General features: G+C 60.2%; 13 protein-coding genes. 7 read left to right on the top strand and 6 right to left on the bottom strand.

All coding sequences use genetic code 11. The annotated features are described in order from the left end of the window. Positions 1-430: 430 nt before the first annotated feature. From C3F38_RS26795 to glgP, 7 genes are all read left to right on the top strand, one after another. Positions 431-835, top strand: coding sequence for an RNase A-like domain-containing protein (locus C3F38_RS26795; RefSeq protein ID WP_341533148.1), 405 nt, complete (start codon positions 431-433; stop codon positions 833-835). A gap of 8 nt (positions 836-843) precedes the next feature. Then, entirely contained in the window at positions 844-1,134 is a 291-nt protein-coding gene (locus C3F38_RS00915; RefSeq protein WP_047729668.1) for a contact-dependent growth inhibition system immunity protein, read from the top strand. 475 nt (positions 1,135-1,609) lie between these two features. Continuing rightward, positions 1,610-3,796: a 1,4-alpha-glucan branching enzyme gene (gene glgB / locus C3F38_RS00910; protein ID WP_038873590.1), complete on the top strand. Its 2,187-nt coding sequence runs from the start codon at positions 1,610-1,612 to the stop codon at positions 3,794-3,796. Then, positions 3,793-5,775, top strand: a complete 1,983-nt coding sequence (glgX, locus tag C3F38_RS00905; protein WP_055316941.1) for a glycogen debranching protein GlgX — start codon at positions 3,793-3,795, stop codon at positions 5,773-5,775. Before glgB ends, glgX begins: the two co-directional genes overlap by 4 nt. Positions 5,776-5,790: 15 nt before the next feature. Continuing rightward, positions 5,791-7,068 (top strand): glucose-1-phosphate adenylyltransferase, encoded by a 1,278-nt coding sequence (gene glgC / locus C3F38_RS00900; protein ID WP_055316944.1) that lies wholly within the window; start codon positions 5,791-5,793, stop codon positions 7,066-7,068. A gap of 139 nt (positions 7,069-7,207) precedes the next feature. Continuing rightward, positions 7,208-8,638 (top strand): glycogen synthase GlgA, encoded by a 1,431-nt coding sequence (gene glgA, locus C3F38_RS00895; protein ID WP_103767471.1) that lies wholly within the window; start codon positions 7,208-7,210, stop codon positions 8,636-8,638. A gap of 141 nt (positions 8,639-8,779) precedes the next feature. Beyond that, entirely contained in the window at positions 8,780-11,227 is a 2,448-nt protein-coding gene (glgP, locus tag C3F38_RS00890; protein ID WP_055316946.1) for a glycogen phosphorylase, read from the top strand. Positions 11,228-11,290: 63 nt separating this feature from the next. Here glgP and glpD read toward each other — a convergent pair whose 3' ends face one another. From glpD to ulaG, 6 genes are all read right to left on the bottom strand, one after another. Beyond that, positions 11,291-12,799 carry a glycerol-3-phosphate dehydrogenase gene (glpD, locus tag C3F38_RS00885; protein WP_038878209.1) on the bottom strand — a complete coding sequence of 503 codons (1,509 nt, stop codon included), beginning with the start codon at positions 12,797-12,799 and terminating at the stop codon, positions 11,291-11,293. A 248-nt stretch (positions 12,800-13,047) separates the two neighbouring features. Continuing rightward, on the bottom strand, positions 13,048-13,806 hold the full coding sequence (locus C3F38_RS00880; protein WP_004930797.1) for a DeoR/GlpR family transcriptional regulator: 759 nt from the start codon (positions 13,804-13,806) through the stop codon (positions 13,048-13,050). 50 nt (positions 13,807-13,856) lie between these two features. Then, a complete protein-coding gene (gene glpG, locus C3F38_RS00875; protein WP_104456905.1) occupies positions 13,857-14,693 on the bottom strand; it encodes a rhomboid family intramembrane serine protease GlpG in 837 nt (278 codons plus the stop codon). A 171-nt stretch (positions 14,694-14,864) separates the two neighbouring features. Then, positions 14,865-15,191, bottom strand: coding sequence for a thiosulfate sulfurtransferase GlpE (gene glpE / locus C3F38_RS00870; RefSeq protein WP_004930790.1), 327 nt, complete (start codon positions 15,189-15,191; stop codon positions 14,865-14,867). 84 nt (positions 15,192-15,275) lie between these two features. After that, entirely contained in the window at positions 15,276-16,031 is a 756-nt protein-coding gene (gene ulaR, locus C3F38_RS00865; protein ID WP_055316948.1) for an HTH-type transcriptional regulator UlaR, read from the bottom strand. A 110-nt stretch (positions 16,032-16,141) separates the two neighbouring features. Continuing rightward, positions 16,142-17,206, bottom strand: a complete 1,065-nt coding sequence (ulaG, locus tag C3F38_RS00860) for an L-ascorbate 6-phosphate lactonase (protein WP_047729671.1) — start codon at positions 17,204-17,206, stop codon at positions 16,142-16,144. Positions 17,207-17,467 lie beyond the last annotated feature (261 nt).

Raw genomic sequence — 17,467 nt, 5'->3', positions numbered from 1 at the left:
TAGGGATATGATCTCCAACGAAGGATTGCAGGTTGCGCTTTCACCCGTGCAGCTAGCGGCCGTGATATCGGATAGCACGGTCACAGAAGGGGAAACCTGGAGTAATCGGCTCATGGGGGCTGGGTTTGGCGGGGGGAGTCGTCGAACTTCTTGGGGCTGGGGTTATGTGCTATGCACCTGACCCAACATTGTTAACCAAAGTGGGATGCGTGGTCGTAGGCACTCACAGCATGGATAGCATAAAAACCGCTTAAAATCAGATCATTACCTGTCGATCATTTACGACAGATACTTACAAGTCGGCGGTTTTGCTGGCTCAGATGTTGGGGGCCGACGAGGATACGGCCTACAACGTCGGTTTAACGGTAGATATTGCCGTTCCGCTGGTGTTTGCAAGCGCTTTAGGCGTTGCGCGCGTGGCTGCCTTCGGGTGGGGCAACTAAAATTGCTTGAGCACGAGTCTATAGCCGGTGCCAAAGGAGGCGGGCACACCATTGCTAAGCATGTCGCTAAAAGCTCAGAGGAATTGTTGGAGCGCTTGGCAAAGAGCCCTGGTTTACAATCAGCCTCGGCGTTTACAGATTTACGTACTGCTGAATACGCAATTAGTCGGGCGTTGAGAGTGAATCACTCGCTTATTAAGCACTGGGCGCAACAGCCTGCTTCGGCCAACGTGCTTGAACTCACGTATCAGGCGGGTAAAGCGGTTGGTTTTGGCTACAGGCAAGGAGGCGCAATTCAATTAACGTCCAACAGTGTGCGAGTTGTCTTGCTAAAGAAGATTTACAACGGTAAGCCATATTACATTTTAACCGCTTACCCCATTATCAGATAAGGGACCCTATGGGCTTTTCAGTCGCTAATCTCGGTACACTTGTGCGTGTTTTTTTTGGGCAAGATTATGATTTATTTGGAGAGTCTGTAGAAGAGATCCTGGCCTCTTATCGGGAGACGGAAAATACCGCGACAGTGAGAAAAACCGTCGATGAAGCACGAGCGTTGCTGGCGCAATATCCTGGGGAACAACAGCTTGAACTTGCTGTTGCTGAACTTGCTGATGGGGAGTTTGCACCAGCGCCATGGGGATACACAGCGCGATCGTTTCTTGAGAAGGTGATCTCTGCTTTGGAATAGGCGATACCTGCTGCTTCTGTACTTTGTTGTAAACCCGCACTTCCTGGGGGCTGGCTGATTTCAGCCCCCTAAAGCCTCATTTTCCGCTTTTTTGTTCGCCGCGCACCGCGCCGGGCAACGTCACCGCAAGCCTCGTTTCACCGGGCTCCACCCCGCATATCTCCTCGTCGGCCGCCGCATGCAGAAGCCGCCGGGCTGGCAGTTTTCTTAATGAAGAATTTTCCTGAGCAATGCTGAGCAGTTTTTAACAGACATTGGCTATGCTTAAGGCATGGGCGAACAATTTTTCACCATGACTGAAATATTTCAAAAAATAAGCATAAAGAGCGAAATTCAGGTCGGCAAAGTAAAGATTGGTCAATAACCGACCGCAATCACGCTTTAGAGTCCGAATGCATTGCATGATGACCAAAACGGCCAAGGAATAACCAACAAGCCGTGCTTAGATCATGCTGTTAATCTAAGGAAGAAGACTATGCCTGTACTTTCCGATCGTGACGTGATTGATCAGATCATCTCCGGCCATTATGCCGATCCCTTTGCTCTGCTTGGCATGCATGCGACCGATAACGGTCTGCAGGTGCGTGCGCTACTGCCGGACGCCACCGAGGTTTGGCTGATTGAGCAGCAAACCGGCCGGCGGTTGGCACAGCTGAACTGCGACGACCCGCGCGGCTTCTTCAGCGCCGTAGTGCCGCGGCGCAAAAATCCTTTCCGCTATCAGCTGCAGGTCAGCTGGCGCGATCACCAACAGACTGTCGACGATCCCTACCGGTTCGGCCCGCTGTTGCAGGACATCGACAGCTGGCTGCTGGCCGAGGGCACGCACCTGCGCCCCTATGAACGCCTGGGGGCTCACCTCGCCACGCTGGATGGCGTCGACGGCGTCAGCTTTGCCGTTTGGGCGCCTAACGCCCAGCGCGTCTCGGTGGTGGGGGAGTTCAACTTCTGGGACGGCCGCCGCCATCCGATGCGTCTGCGGCGTGAAAACGGCATCTGGGAGCTGTTCCTGCCCGGCGTGCGGGCCGGCCAGCTGTACAAATATGAAATCGTCGATTGCTACGGCAATACCCAGCTGAAAGCCGATCCTTACGCCTTCGAGGCGCAGATGCGCCCGGACACCGCCTCGCTGGTGGCGCCGCTGCCGGAGGTGGTGCCGTCGACGCAGGCGCGCCGCCGCGCCAACGATTTTGACCAGCCGATCGCCATCTACGAGGTGCATCTCGGCTCATGGCGTCGCCACACCGACAACCACTTCTGGCTCAGCTACGGCGAGCTGGCGGTGCAGCTTATCGACTATGTGAAGGACATGGGATTCACCCATATCGAGCTGCTGCCGATCAACGAGCACCCGTTCGACGGCAGCTGGGGCTATCAGCCGCTGGGGCTGTATGCGCCGACCCGGCGCTTCGGCACGCCGGCCGATTTCAGGGCGTTCGTGGCGGCGGCGCATGAGGCGGGCATCAACGTGATCCTCGACTGGGTGCCGGGGCACTTCCCCAGCGACGCCTACGGCCTGGCGAACTTCGACGGCACGGCGCTGTACGAATACGCCGATCCGCGCGAGGGCTACCATCAGGACTGGAATACGCTGATTTACAACTACGGTCGCCACGAGGTGCGCAACTACCTGGCGGGCAACGCGCTGTATTGGCTGGAGCGCTTCGGCATCGACGCGCTGCGGGTGGATGCGGTGGCGTCGATGATCTATCGCGACTACAGCCGCGCCGACGGCGAATGGGTGCCGAATTACTACGGCGGCAACGAGAATCTGGAGGCCATCGCCTTCCTGCGTTATACCAACCAGACTATCGGCCAGGCGCAGCCGGGCGCGGTGACGTTGGCGGAGGAGTCCACCGACTACCCCGGCGTCACCCTGCCGCCGGACGCCAACGGTCTGGGGTTCCACTACAAATGGAACCTCGGCTGGATGCACGACACGCTCAATTACATGAAGTGCGATCCGGTGCACCGCAAGTATCACCACAACCAGATGACCTTCGGCATGCTGTACGCCTATACCGAGAACTTCGTGTTGCCTATCTCGCACGATGAAGTGGTGCACGGCAAAAAATCGGTCCTCGACCGTATGCCGGGCGACGCCTGGCAGAAATTCGCCAACCTGCGCGCCTATTACGGCTTTATGTGGGCGCATCCGGGCAAGAAGCTGCTGTTTATGGGCTGCGAATTCGCACAGGGGCGCGAGTGGAATTTCGATACCAGCCTCGACTGGCATTTATTGGAAGGGCTGGATAACTGGCATAACGGCGTGCAGCGACTGGTACGCGATCTAAACCACTGCTACCGGCAGCAGGCGCCGCTGTACGAGCGCGACTACCGCCCGGACGGCTTCGAGTGGCTGGTGGTCGACGATCACGACAACTCGGTGTTCGCGTTCGCGCGCTACGATTCGCAGGGCAATGAGCTGATCGCCATCAGCAACTTTACCCCGGTGCCGCGCTACCGCTACCGCATCGGCCTCTCCCGCGCCGGCGACTATCACGAGATCCTCAATACCGATTCGCACCACTATCACGGCAGCAACGCCGGCAATCAGGGGCGGGTCTCTTCCGAAGCGGTCGGCAGCCACGGCCGCGACTTTTCCATCTGCGTGACGCTGCCGCCGCTGGCGACCATTTATCTGCTGCGGGAGGCACCATGACGGAGCTGACGGCCGGCCGCGCCGCGCCGCTGGGCGCGCATTACGACGGCGAAGGCATCAACTTTACCCTGTACTCGGCGCATGCCGAGCGGGTGGAGCTGTGCCTGTTCGACGGCCAGCAGCGTGAGGTGCGCCTGCCGCTGCCGGCGCGCAGCGGCGATATCTGGCATGGCTATTTGCCGGGCGGCAAGCCGGGACAACGTTACGGTTACCGGGTCTACGGCCCGTTCGACCCGGCGAACGGACAGCGGTTCAACCCCAACAAGCTGGCGCTCGATCCGGCCGCGCGCGCGGTGGAAGGGCCGGTGGCGGACCACCCGCACCTGCACGGCGGTTACGATCGGCCGGATCCGCACGACAGCGCCGAGCTGATGCCGAAATGCGTGGTGGTGGACCAATGCTACGACTGGCAGGACGATCGCCCGCCCGCCACGCCCTGGGGGCAGACGGTGATTTACGAAGCGCACGTACGCGGCCTGACGCTGCTGCACCCGAAGCTTCCGCCGGCGCTGCGCGGCAGCTTCGCCGCGCTGGGGCACCCGGTGATGATCGCCCACTTCAAACGCCTCGGCATCACCGCGCTGGAACTGCTGCCGGTGCAGCAACATACCTCCGAACCGCGTCTGCAGCGGCTGGGGCTGATCAACTACTGGGGCTATAACGTGCTGGCGCCCTATGCGCCGGACAACCGCTACGCCAGCCTGAGCACCGACGGCACGCCGCTGAACGAATTTCGCGACGCGGTCAAGGCGCTGCACCAAGCCGGCATCGAGGTGATCCTCGACGTGGTGTTCAACCACAGCGCCGAGCTGGATATGGACGGGCCGATGCTGTCGCTGAGCGGCATCGACAACCAGAGCTACTACTGGCTGACGCCGGAAGGGGACTACGTCAACGACACCGGCTGCGGCAATACCCTGCGGCTCGATCAGCCGCAGGGCGTGGCCTGGGTGATGGACTGCCTGCATTTTTGGGTGCGGGAGTGCCATGTCGACGGCTTCCGCTTCGATCTGGGCAGTGTGCTCGGCCGCACGCCGGGATTCGATCGCGATGCGCCGCTGTTCCAGGCGATGCTGGCGGACGATGTGCTGTCGCGCTGCAAGCTGATTGCCGAACCCTGGGACGTTGGCCCCGGCGGCTATCAGGTGGGGGCGTTTCCCGGCCGCTTCGCCGAATGGAACGACCATTACCGCGACGACATGCGTCGTTTCTGGCTGCAGAGCGGCGTGTCGCTCGGCCAGTTCGCCCGGCGTTTTGCCGCCTCCAGCGATGTGTACAACCAGCGCGGGCGAGCGCCTTACGCCACCGTCAACATGCTGACCGCCCATGACGGTTTTACCCTGCAGGACGTGGTCAGCTACAACGAGAAACACAATCAGCCGAACGGCGAAGGCAACCGCGACGGTAGCGATCGCAATTTCAGCAACAACCACGGCGTGGAAGGCCTGGTCGCCGACGACGCCATTGTGCAACGCCGCAGGGCCAGCCAGCGGGCGATGCTTGCCACGCTGTTGCTGTCCCAGGGAACGCCGATGCTGCTGGCCGGCGATGAACAGGGACACAGCCAGCAGGGGAACAACAACGCCTATTGCCAGGACAACGCCACCACCTGGCTCGACTGGTCCACGGCGGATGACGCGCTGACCGATTACGTCGCGGCGCTGATCGCGCTGCGCCGTCGGATCCCCGCGTTGCAACAGGACCGCTGGTGGCAGCAGGACGACGGCAGCGTGCAGTGGCTGAACGCACAAGGGCAGGTGCTCGACGCGCAGCAGTGGGAGCAAGGCGATCTGTTCATGCAGATCCTGCTGTCGCAGCGCTGGCTGCTGCTGGTCAACGCCACGCCGCAAACGGTGGAGATGAGGTTGCCGGAAGGCGATTGGCAGGTTGTCGCTCCGTTCACTCAGGAAGACTCACGGGCGGTGTTACCCGCCTGGCACCAGGACGCGCGCTCGCTTTGCGTTCTGGTACGGAAATAATAAAAGGAGTCCGCTATGGTTAGGTTTGAAAATAAAGACCCCCTGATGTTGGCGCGCCAGCTGCCGATTAAATCCGTAGCGCTGATCCTGGCCGGCGGCCGCGGCTCGCGCCTGAAAGATTTGACCTCCACCCGCGCCAAGCCCGCCGTCCACTTTGGCGGCAAATTCCGCATCATCGATTTCGCCCTGTCGAACTGCCTGAACTCCGGCATCCGCCGCATCGGCGTGATCACCCAATACCAGTCGCACACGCTGGTGCAGCACATTCAGCGCGGCTGGTCGTTCCTCAACGAAGAGATGAACGAGTTCGTCGACCTGCTGCCGGCCCAGCAGCGCCTCAGCACCGAACATTGGTACAAAGGCACCGCCGACGCGGTCTACCAGAACCTGGACATCATCCGCCGCTATGAGGCCGAATACGTGGTGATCCTGGCGGGCGACCATATCTACATGATGGATTATTCGCGCATGCTGATCGACCACGTCGAGAAGGGGGCCCAGTGCACCGTGGCCTGCCTGCCGGTGCCGCGCAGCGAAGCCGGCGAATTCGGCGTGATGAAGGTGGATGAAAGCGACCGCATCATCGAGTTCCTGGAGAAACCCGCCGATCCGCCGGCGATGCCGGGCAACCCGGATATGTCGCTGGCCAGCATGGGCATCTATATTTTTAATGCCGCCTACCTGTTCCAGCTATTGGAAGAGGATATGTCGACCCCCGGCTCCAGCCACGATTTCGGCAAGGATCTGATCCCGAAAATCACCGCGCAACAGGCGGCGTGGGCGCATCCGTTTACCTTGTCCTGCGTGACTTCCAACCCCGATCTGCCGCCGTACTGGCGCGACGTAGGCACGCTGGACGCCTACTGGCGCGCCAACCTCGATCTGGCGTCGGTGACGCCGGAGCTGGACATGTACGACCGCGCCTGGCCGATCCGCACCCACATGGAGCCGCTGCCGCCGGCCAAGTTCGTGCAGGATCGCTCCGGCAGCCACGGCATGACCATGAACTCGCTGGTGTCCGGCGGTTGCATCGTGTCCGGGTCGGTGGTGGTGCATTCGGTGCTGTTCCCGCGCGTGCGAGTGAACTCGTTCTGCACCATCGACTCTACCGTATTGTTGCCGGACGTGAACGTCGGCCGTTCCTGCCGCCTGCGGCGCTGCATCATCGACCGCGCCTGCCACATTCCGGAGGGCATGGTGATCGGGGAAAACGCCGATGAGGACAGCAAGCGCTTTTATCGCTCGGAAGGCGGCATCGTGCTGGTGACGCGCGAAATGTTGTCAAAATTGTGAGTTAACGTGGGCGGCAGAACGATAGTCTGCCGCCTGATGAACGGTTCGATGGCTTGCGCAACGCGGCACGCATAACAGCGGCAAGCCTGCTTTATTTATTTCTTATCCAGAGGCCTTTGGCCGACTTTCAGGAGTGATAATGCAGGTCTTACACGTATGTTCTGAAATGTTCCCCCTGCTGAAAACGGGCGGACTCGCAGACGTGGTTGGCGCGTTGCCGGCGGCGCAAATCGCCGAAGGCGCCGATGTTCGGGTGCTATTGCCCGCTTTCCCTGACGTACGCAACGGCATTCCGGACACCGTGCTGGTGGCGGAAATCGACTCGTTCGCCGGCCGGGTCGGCCTGCGTTACGGCACCTACCATGGCGTGGGCATCTATCTCATCGATGCCCCCTGGCTGTATGACCGGCCGGGTAGCCCGTACCACGATCAATCCATGTATGCCTACCCCGATAACCACCGCCGCTTTGCGCTGCTGGGCTGGATGGCCTGCGAGCTGGCCAAGGGGCTGGATCGCTACTGGCGACCGCAGCTGGTGCACGCTCACGACTGGCACGCCGGCCTGACCTGCGCCTATCTGGCCGCCAACGGCCACCCGGCGCGCTCGGTATTCACGGTGCACAACCTGGCCTATCAGGGGCTGTTCTCTGCCCATCACGTGACCGAGCTGTGGCTGCCGGCGTCGTTTTACGACGTTTATGGCCTGGAGTTCTACGGCCAGATGTCGTTCCTCAAGGCCGGGCTGTTTTATGCCGACCACGTGACCGCCGTCAGCCCGACCTATGCGCGCGAGATCACCCGGCCGGAGTTCGGCTATGGCATGGAGGGGCTGCTGCAGGAACGGCAGCGGCAGGGCAGGCTGAGCGGCATCCTCAACGGGGTGGACGACAAGATTTGGGATCCGGCCCACGACCCGCGGCTGAGTACCCACTACGACGCCGACGATCTGAAAAGCAAGGTCAAAAACAAGCTGCATCTGCAAAAGGCCATGGGGCTGAAGGTGGACGAATCGCTGCCGGTGTTCGCAGTAGTGAGCCGTTTGACCAGCCAAAAAGGTCTGGACCTGGTGCTGCAGGCATTGCCTGAACTGCTGGCGCAGGGCGGGCAGCTGGCGCTGCTGGGCGCCGGCGATGCGGTGCTGCAACAGGCGTTTCTGGCCGCCGCCGCCGACTATCCCGAGCAGGTTGGGGTGCAGATCGGCTATCACGAATCCTTCTCCCACCGCATCATCGGCGGCGCCGACGTGATTCTGGTGCCGAGCCGCTTCGAGCCCTGCGGCCTGACGCAGCTCTACGGCCTGAAATACGGCACGCTGCCGCTGGTGCGCCGCACCGGCGGGCTGGCAGACACGGTGGTGGACTGCGCGCTGGAAAATCTGGCCGACGGCACCGCCAGCGGCTTCGTGTTCGACGATTGCGATGCCGTCGCGCTGGGCAACGCCATCCGCCGCGCCATGGTGCTGTGGAGCCGGCCGAAACACTGGCGCCACGTTCAGCGCCACGCCATGAGCGTGGACTTCGGCTGGCCGGTGGCGGCGAAAGAGTATCTGTCGCTTTATCAACGTTTGTAGCCCGCGTTTCGCGTCGTGGGTTGACGCGCGGCGGGCAGCCGTTTGGGTTGATTGTCGGGGCGCGGCGTACCGCGTCCATGTTCAGCGGGGCCAGCTATTCCGCGGCGAATGGCTGGGCTCCCTAAAAGGGATCAAAAAGCCATGACTTCACCGTTTAGTTACACCTCACCTACGGTCAGTGTGGAAGCGCTGAAACACTCCATCGCCTATAAGCTGATGTTTATCGTCGGCAAGGATCCGGCCATCGCCAACCGGCACGACTGGCTGAACGCCGTGCTGTTCGCGGTGCGCGATCGCATGGTTGAACGCTGGCTGCGCTCCAACCGCGCCCAGCTGTCGCAGGACGTACGGCAGGTGTATTACCTGTCGATGGAGTTCCTGATCGGCCGCACCCTGTCGAACGCGCTGCTGTCGATGGGCATCTATCAGGACATCGACAACGCGCTGAACGAAATGGGGTTGAGCCTGGGTGAACTGCTGGAAGAAGAGAACGACCCAGGCCTCGGCAACGGCGGTCTGGGGCGCCTGGCGGCCTGCTTCCTCGATTCGCTGGCGACGCTGGCGCTGCCGGGGCGCGGCTACGGCATTCGCTACGAGTACGGCATGTTCAAGCAGAACATCGTCAACGGCCAGCAGATGGAGTCGCCGGACTATTGGCTGGAGTACGGCAATCCGTGGGAGTTTCCGCGCCACAACACCCGCTACAAGGTGCGCTTCGGCGGCCGCGTGCAGCAGGAGGGCGCCAAGGCACGCTGGCTGGAGACCGAAGAGATCGTGGCCATCGCCTACGATCAGGTGATCCCCGGTTTCGACACCGACGCCACCAACACCCTGCGGCTGTGGGGCGCGCAGGCCAGTAACGAGATCAACCTCGGCAAATTCAACCAGGGCGATTATTTCGCCGCGGTGGAGGATAAAAACCACTCGGAGAACGTGTCGCGCGTGCTGTATCCGGACGACTCGACCTCCTCCGGGCGCGAGCTGCGGCTGCGGCAGGAGTATTTCCTGGTGTCGGCCACGGTGCAGGACATCCTCAACCGCCATTGGCTGATGCACAAAACCTTCGACAACCTGGCGGACAAGATCGCCATTCACCTCAACGACACTCACCCGGTGCTGTCGATTCCCGAACTGATGCACCGGCTGATCGACGAGCACAAATTCAAGTGGCTCGACGCCTGGGAAGTGGTGGAGCAGGTGTTTTCCTACACCAACCACACGCTGATGAGCGAGGCGCTGGAAACCTGGCCGCTGGACATGATAGGGCGCATCTTGCCGCGCCATCTGCAGCTGATTTTCGAAATCAACGATCACTTCCTCAAGATGGTGCAGGAAGTGGCGCCGGGCGACAACGACCTGCTGGCGCGGGTCTCGATCATCGATGAAACCAACGGCCGCCGGGTGCGCATGGCGTGGCTGGCAGTGGTGGCCAGCCACAAGGTCAACGGCGTTTCCGCCCTGCATTCCGAGCTGATGGTGCAGTCGCTGTTCGCCGACTTCGCCCGGCTGTTCCCCAATCGTTTCTGCAACAAAACCAACGGGGTGACGCCGCGCCGTTGGCTGGCGCTGGCCAACCCGCCGCTGGCGGCGGTGCTGGACGACTGCATTGGGCAAACCTGGCGCACCGATCTCAGCCAGCTGAGCGAGATCAAGGCCAACGTCGATTACCCGAGTTTCCTGCAGGCAGTGCAGCGCGCCAAGCGGCAGAACAAGGAGCGGCTGGCGCTGTACATCGCCAAAACGCTCAACGTGGTGGTCAACCCGGATGCGCTGTTCGACGTGCAGATCAAGCGCATCCACGAGTACAAACGGCAGCTGCTCAACGTGTTGCACGTCATCACGCTGTATAACCGCCTGCTGGACGATCCGGAGATCGAGCGCGTGCCGCGGGTGGTGATCTTCGCCGGCAAGGCGGCCTCGGCCTACTATGCCGCCAAGCAGATCATCCGCTTGATCAACGACGTGGCCAAAGTGATCAACAACGATCCGCGCGTGCATACCCAGCTGAAGGTGGTGTTCATTCCGAACTACGGCGTCAGCCTGGCGCAGATCATTATCCCGGCGGCGGATCTGTCGGAACAGATCTCGCTGGCGGGCACCGAAGCCTCAGGCACCAGCAACATGAAGTTTGCGCTGAACGGCGCGCTGACCATCGGTACGCTGGACGGCGCCAACGTCGAGATGCGCGAGCACGTGGGGGAGGAGAACATCTTTATCTTCGGCAATACCGCCGAACAGGTGGAGGAACTGCGCCGCAACGGTTACAACCCGCATCAATACTACGAGCAGGATCCCGAGCTGCACCAGGCGCTGACGCAGATCGCCACCGGCGTCTTCAGCCCGGACGAACCGAAGCGCTACAGCAACCTGTTCGACTCGTTGGTGAACCTGGGGGATCACTACCAGCTGCTGGCAGATTACCGCAGCTATGTGGATACGCAGGACAAGGTGGACGAGGTGTATCTCAATCAGGACGAGTGGACGCGGCGCGCGGTGCTGAATATTGCCAACATGGGCTACTTCTCCTCCGATCGCACCATTCAGGAATACGCGGACGAAATCTGGCACATTCAGCCGGTGAAGCTGTAAGACGGAAGAGAAAGCGCAAAGAAAAGGGCCGGATAACCGGCCCTTTTTTCGTTACGCTGCGGCTCAGGAAGCCAGAGACAGCGCTTTCGTTTTCGCGTGTTCCGCCAGCCAGGCTTTCACCCGCGCCTGCTGCGCTTCGTCCAGCCACATGCCCAGCTTGGTGCGGCGCCAGATGGCGTCGTCCAGCTCTACGACCCACTCTTTGTCGGTCAGGTAGCGCAGTTCGGCTTCATACAGACCGTGGCCGAAATCTTCGCCCAGATCGCCGAGGCCGTTGGCACCGGCCAGGATCAGCTCGCTCTGGCTGCCGTAGGTGCGGGCATAGCGGCGCGCCAGGGCTTCCGGCAGCCAGCCGTGCGCACGGCGCAGTTTGGCTGCGTAGCCGTCGCGATCGCCGCCGATGTCACCGCCTGGCAGCGTGGCGTTTTTGGTCCACGCCGGGCCGCAGCCTGGGTAGTAGTGGGCCAGTTTTTCCATCGCGTGCTCGGCCAGCTTGCGGTAGGTGGTCAGCTTGCCGCCGAAGACCGACAGCAGCGGTGCCTTGCCTTGCTCGTCGTGCACGTCCAGCGTGTAATCGCGGGTGATCGCCTGCGGCGAATCGGATTCGTCGTCGCACAGCGGACGCACGCCGGAGTATGTCCAGACGATGTCGTCTCGGCCCAGCTGCTTCTTGAAGTGATCGTTGTACACTTTCAGCAGATAAGCGATTTCGTTCTCGTCGATCTTCACGTCCTTCGGATCGCCTTTGTACTCCACGTCGGTGGTGCCGATGATGGAGAACTCGTCATTCCACGGGATCACGAACACGATGCGGTGGTCTTCGTTCTGCAGAATGTAAGACTGCGGCTGATCGTGCACGCGCGGCACCACGATGTGGCTGCCTTTGATCAGGCGGATGCCGTAAGGCGATTTCAGCTTCAGGCCGTCGTCGAAGAAGTTTTTCACCCACGGGCCGGTGGCGTTCACCAGGCCTTTGGCGCGCCAGGTGAAGGTTTTGCCGCTGTCGATATCGACCGCTTCCACCATCCACAGGCCGTTTTCACGCCATGCGCGGGTCACTTTGGTGCGGGTGCGCACTTCGCCGCCGCGTTTTTCGACTTCCTGCGCGTTCAGCACCACCAGGCGAGCATCGTCGACCCAGCAGTCGGAATATTCGAAACCGCGCTTCAGTTCAGGCTTCAGCACCGATTCTGGTCCAAAGCGCAAGCCCTTGCTGCCCGGCAGGCTGGTGCGTTTGCCCAGGTGATCGTACAGGAACAGGCCGATACGGATCATCCAGGCCGGACGCAGGTGCGGCTGGTGCGGCAGGCGGAAACGCATCGGGAACGCGATGTGTGGCGCCAGCTTCAGCAGCACTTCACGCTCGGCCAGCGCTTCGCTCACCAGACGGAATTCGTAGTGTTCCAGGTAGCGCAGGCCACCGTGGATCAGTTTGGAACTGGCGGAAGACGTAGCACAGGCCAAGTCTTGCGCTTCCAGTAGCAGTACCGACAGCCCGCGCCCGGCAGCATCCGCCGCGATGCCGGCACCGTTGATGCCGCCACCGATAACGATCAAGTCTTTGGTTTCCACGTCATCTTCCTCCAGATGTTCGAAATAGCTCTTTCGTGTTCGTTTTCGCTCATGATTGTAATCAAAAACCAACAAGCAAGCCAAGACTTAACCAAACAAAAACATTTAGGCGTGATAGAGGTAACAGTTTGGTGATGATAGTCACATAAATGATATGGATATGGCGCGAGCGCGCAAACGGCTGTCGATGAAGAGGGGCGGGGGGGTAGGAAACGGGGCGGCGGCGCGCCCCGCAGGTTAACAGCGGATCAGCACAGCTCCAGCTGCACGTCGTACTGCTCGATGATTTTCATCACGCTCGGCGGCGGTAACTGGTCGGTAAACAGGTAGTCGATCAGATTCATGTTGCCCAGGTTGACCATGGCGTTGCGGCCGAATTTGGAGTGGTCGGTAACCAGCATCACGCAGCGGGAATTTTCGATAATCGCGCGTTTGGTGCGCACTTCGTGATAGTCGAATTCGAGCAGCGAGCCGTCCATATCGATGCCGCTGATGCCGAGAATGCCGTAATCGAGGCGGAATTGAGAGATGAAGTCCAGGGTGGCTTCGCCCATGATGCCGCCGTCGCGGGTGCGCACTTCGCCGCCGGCCAGGATCAGACGGAAGTCTTCCTTGGCGGTCAGCAGGGTGGCGACGTTGAGGTTGTTGGTGACCACGCGCAGGTTCTTGTGGTTCATCAGCGCATGGGCCACCGCTTCCGGCGTGGTGCCGATATCGATGAACAGCGTGGCGCCGTCCGGGATCTGGCTGGCGACGCGCTGCGCGATGCGGGCTTTCTCTTCCGACCACATCACCTTGCGATCGTTATAAGCAGCGTTGACCGAGCTGGAAGGCAGCGCCGCGCCGCCGTGGTGACGCTGGATCTTGTTCTGGTCGGCCAGGTCATTCAAATCGCGGCGAATCGTTTGCGGGCTGACGTCAAAATGTTCCACCAGCTCTTCCGTGCTGACGTAACCCTGCAGGCGCACCAGCTCGATAATTGCGTCATGACGCTGTGTTTGCTTCACGATAATCCCCTAAAACGCCCGCTATGCCCGCTGGGCACAGCTCCCGGCTGTTATTGTTCGTTGTGCGCGCGATGACGCGTATCCCAAAATGCCATCAATAACCCTAACACTAAACCGGCTACGTGTGCCGCGTTGGCGATCGACATTCCTAAAATATCGAAATATCCGGCCACCAACCACAGCACCGAGAACACCATCAGCCCGCGCGGCAGCATCAGGCCGCGCTCCGGCGCCCGTTCACCCGTCAGCCACACATAGCCCATCAGCGCATAGACCACGCCCGACAGCCCGCCGAACAGCGCGCCGCTGAACAGCGATTGCGCCCAGCCGCTGAAGAAGGCCGACACCACCGCCAGCACGAACAGCTTGCCGGCGCCGAGGCGTTTTTCCATCTGGCCGCCGAGATACCACCACCACATCAGGTTAAACAGGATATGCAGCAGGGAGAAATGCAGGAACGCATGGCTGACCCAGCGCCACAGCTGCGTGTATTGGCTGCTGTCCTGCGGCCAGGAGAGCCAGTACATCACGGTGTCGTCGCCCAGCGCCTGCATCAGGATGTAGACCGCGATGCACAGTACCATCACGCCGAGCGTCAGCGGCCCGGCCTTGCTGCGCAGGGTGTGCAGGTAGGATTCGCTCTGATAGTGCAGGCCGGCGTCGGTATGGCCGGTCTGCCAGCTGGCGGCCTGATAACGGCGGTTGAGCGGATCGACCAGAAGCTGCTGCAGCTCGTGTTGCACCTGTTCGAGGTGGCCGTCGTCGGCCAGCCAGATTTCCGCCGCCTCGCCGCTGTTGCGCAGCTCAAGCCGGATGCCCTGGGTCGCCATATAGTCGACAAAGGCCAGCGCCAGGCGCGGGTTGGATATGGCGATTACTCTAACCATTGCTCTTCCGTCGTAAGTGAATGATTTTGGCCGCGGCTTGCTCGTCGGCGACCCTGACGGCCGATTATAACGTCGAAATCCTGAGCGCTGGCAAACGGATCTGCGAAAAACCCGCGAAAACGCGCATAAAAATGAAGGGGAAGCCCGCCGATGCGCGGCGGGCGGCGGGGATCAGGCAGAGGTTTCCACGTCTTGCGGATACTGACGGGCCCAGGCCTCGAAGCCGCCGTCGATGCTGTAGACCGCGTCGAACCCCTGGTGCAGCAGGTACTGCGCCGCGCTGCGGCTGCTGTTACCGTGGTAGCACATCACCATCACCGGCCGCTCGAAGTCGTTTTGTTGCATAAAGGCCGACAGGGTGGCGTTGGTGAGATGAAAGGCGCCTGGCGTATGCCCGGCTTCAAAACTTTGCGGATCGCGGATGTCGACCAGGGCGGCGCTGCCCTCTTTCCAGCGGGTGTACGCCTGCTCAACGTTGATCGCTTCGAACTGTTCCATACTGCTGACTGCCTCGTAATTGGGGGACGCCGCTATTGTAACCAACTCTGCGGCGTTTAAGACCAGAGCAAGGGTATGGTTTTGTCACACCAGCAGCACTTCAACGCCTTGCTGACGCAGTTGCTTAACGATCGCCGGATCGGCGGCCCGGCCAGTGATCACCATGGCGATTTGCTCGGTGCGGCTAAATAGCATGCCGGCGCGTTGGCCGACTTTACTGCTGTCAACCAGCACAACCAGTTTACCGACGTAGTTGAGCATCTTTTGCTCCGCCATGGCGGTCAGCATATCCGTTTTATACAAACCCTCGGCGGTAAGGCCGATACCGCTGGTGAACATCCAGTGCCCGGCGTACAGGGTTGCGTCGCCTTCCTGAGGCGCCAGAGTAATCGACTGGGTTTTGTTGTACTGGCCTCCCATGATCACCACGCTGTCGTGTTCCTGATCGATCAGGTAATTGGCCAGCGGCAGATAATTGGTGATCACCTGAACCGGCTTGCCGCAAATTTCACGGCCCAACAGAAATGCGGTGGAGCCGCAGTTGATCACCACGCTTTCACCCGGCTGACAGAGCTGTGCCGCGGCCGCCGCAATGCGCATTTTTTCATCGAGGTGCTGGGTTTGGTGGATATTGAGCGGCGTCCAGGCCGGGCGCGGAGTTTGCGTGGCTTCGGCGCCGTTGCGTACTTTGCGCAATTTGCCGATTTCATTCAGCTTGTTGATGTCCCGGCGCGCGGTGGCCGGAGAGATGTCAAACGCCGCGATCACGTCCGCCACGGAGATTTGCCCCTTGCGCTGCAAGAGATCGAGAATAGCGTTGTGGCGTTGGGACTCTGTCATGCGGGCTCCGTGGAGAGAAAAAACGTCGTTGCCTTCGATTATATGCGCGCCGTTTGACGATTTGAATCATTGCCGTTCAAAAGCGCGCATCCGTATGCAACACCGATTGATTACAAGAAAGACTTGAAGGGCAGGTCGGGTTCCTGGATGAAACAATCATCGAACCCGCGCGGGTAGTGATATTCCAGATTGTCTTTGTCCTGCGGCCAGATGAACTTGCCGCCAACCTGCCAGATAAACGGTTTGAAACCGTACTTGAGCCGGTCCTTTTTCATATCCCACAACACGCGGATCTCCTGCGGATCTGCCTGGAAATTAGACCAAATATCGTGGTGGAAGGGGATCACGACCTTGGCGTTCAGCGATTCCGCCATGCGCAAGATGTCTGCGCTGGTCATCTTGTCAGTAATTCCGCGCGGGTTCTCGCCGTAGGAGCCGAGGGCGACATCGATCTGATGATCGTTGCCGTGCTTGGCGTAATAGTTGGAGTAGTGGGAATCGCCGCTGTGATAAAGGTTGCCGCCCGGCGTTTTGAACAGGTAGTTGACCGCCCGCAGGTCCATGCCGTCCGGTAGAACGCCCGCCGCTTTTTGTTCCACCGGCAATGTGATGAGTGCCGTGCGATCGAAGGCGTCCAGCGCATGAATTTCAATGTCTTTGATTTTTATCACGTCGCCAGGTTTGACGGTGATGCAGCGCGCCGGCGGCACGCCCCAGCCGATCCAGATATCCACGCAGCTTTTCGGCCCGATAAACGGGACGGTGTCTGGACAGTTCTGCAACACTGCCGCCGCGACGTTCACATCGATATGATCGTTGTGATCGTGCGTGGCCAACACGGCGTCGAGCTGAGTGATGGCGAACGGGTCGAGTACGAATGGGGTGGTGCGCAGGTTCGGCTGTAACTTCCGCACTCCGGCCATGCGCTGCATTTGGTGGCCGGTTTTCATCAGCGGGTTGCCGTGACTCTGCTTGCCGGTGCCGCACCAGAAATCGACGCACAGGTTGGCGCCTTCTTCGGACTTGAGCCAGATGCCGGTGCAGCCCAGCCACCACATGGCGAAAGTACCGGGCGCGACGTTCTCCTGCTCTATCTCTTCGTTCAGCCAGGTGCCCCATTCGGGAAAGGTGTTCAATATCCAGGACTCGCGGGTGATGTCGTTGACTTTACTCATGGGTCTTTCCTCGTTGGTGGTGATAATAAAATCATAAATAATCATTTAAAGATTTTATGTGATTTGTTTTGATCGAATTTAGCACCGTTTTTTTCCACTGACAACGATCGAAATACACGTAAACGCCGCCGAATTTACGCGCTGCGCCGGCGTTCTCTCTCCTTTTCGTTTGATTAACTGCTATTAAATTCAATGGGTAATAAAGTGTGAGTCGTCTAATTCATTGAATGTTAGTGGAATTGATTTTTAACTTGCGAGGTT

Source organism: Serratia sp. SSNIH1 (assembly GCF_002935055.1).
GTDB classification, from domain to species: Bacteria; Pseudomonadota; Gammaproteobacteria; order Enterobacterales; family Enterobacteriaceae; genus Serratia; species Serratia nevei.
Note: the sequence above shows the minus strand (reverse complement) of the source record. Positions and strands in the feature narration are given on the sequence as shown.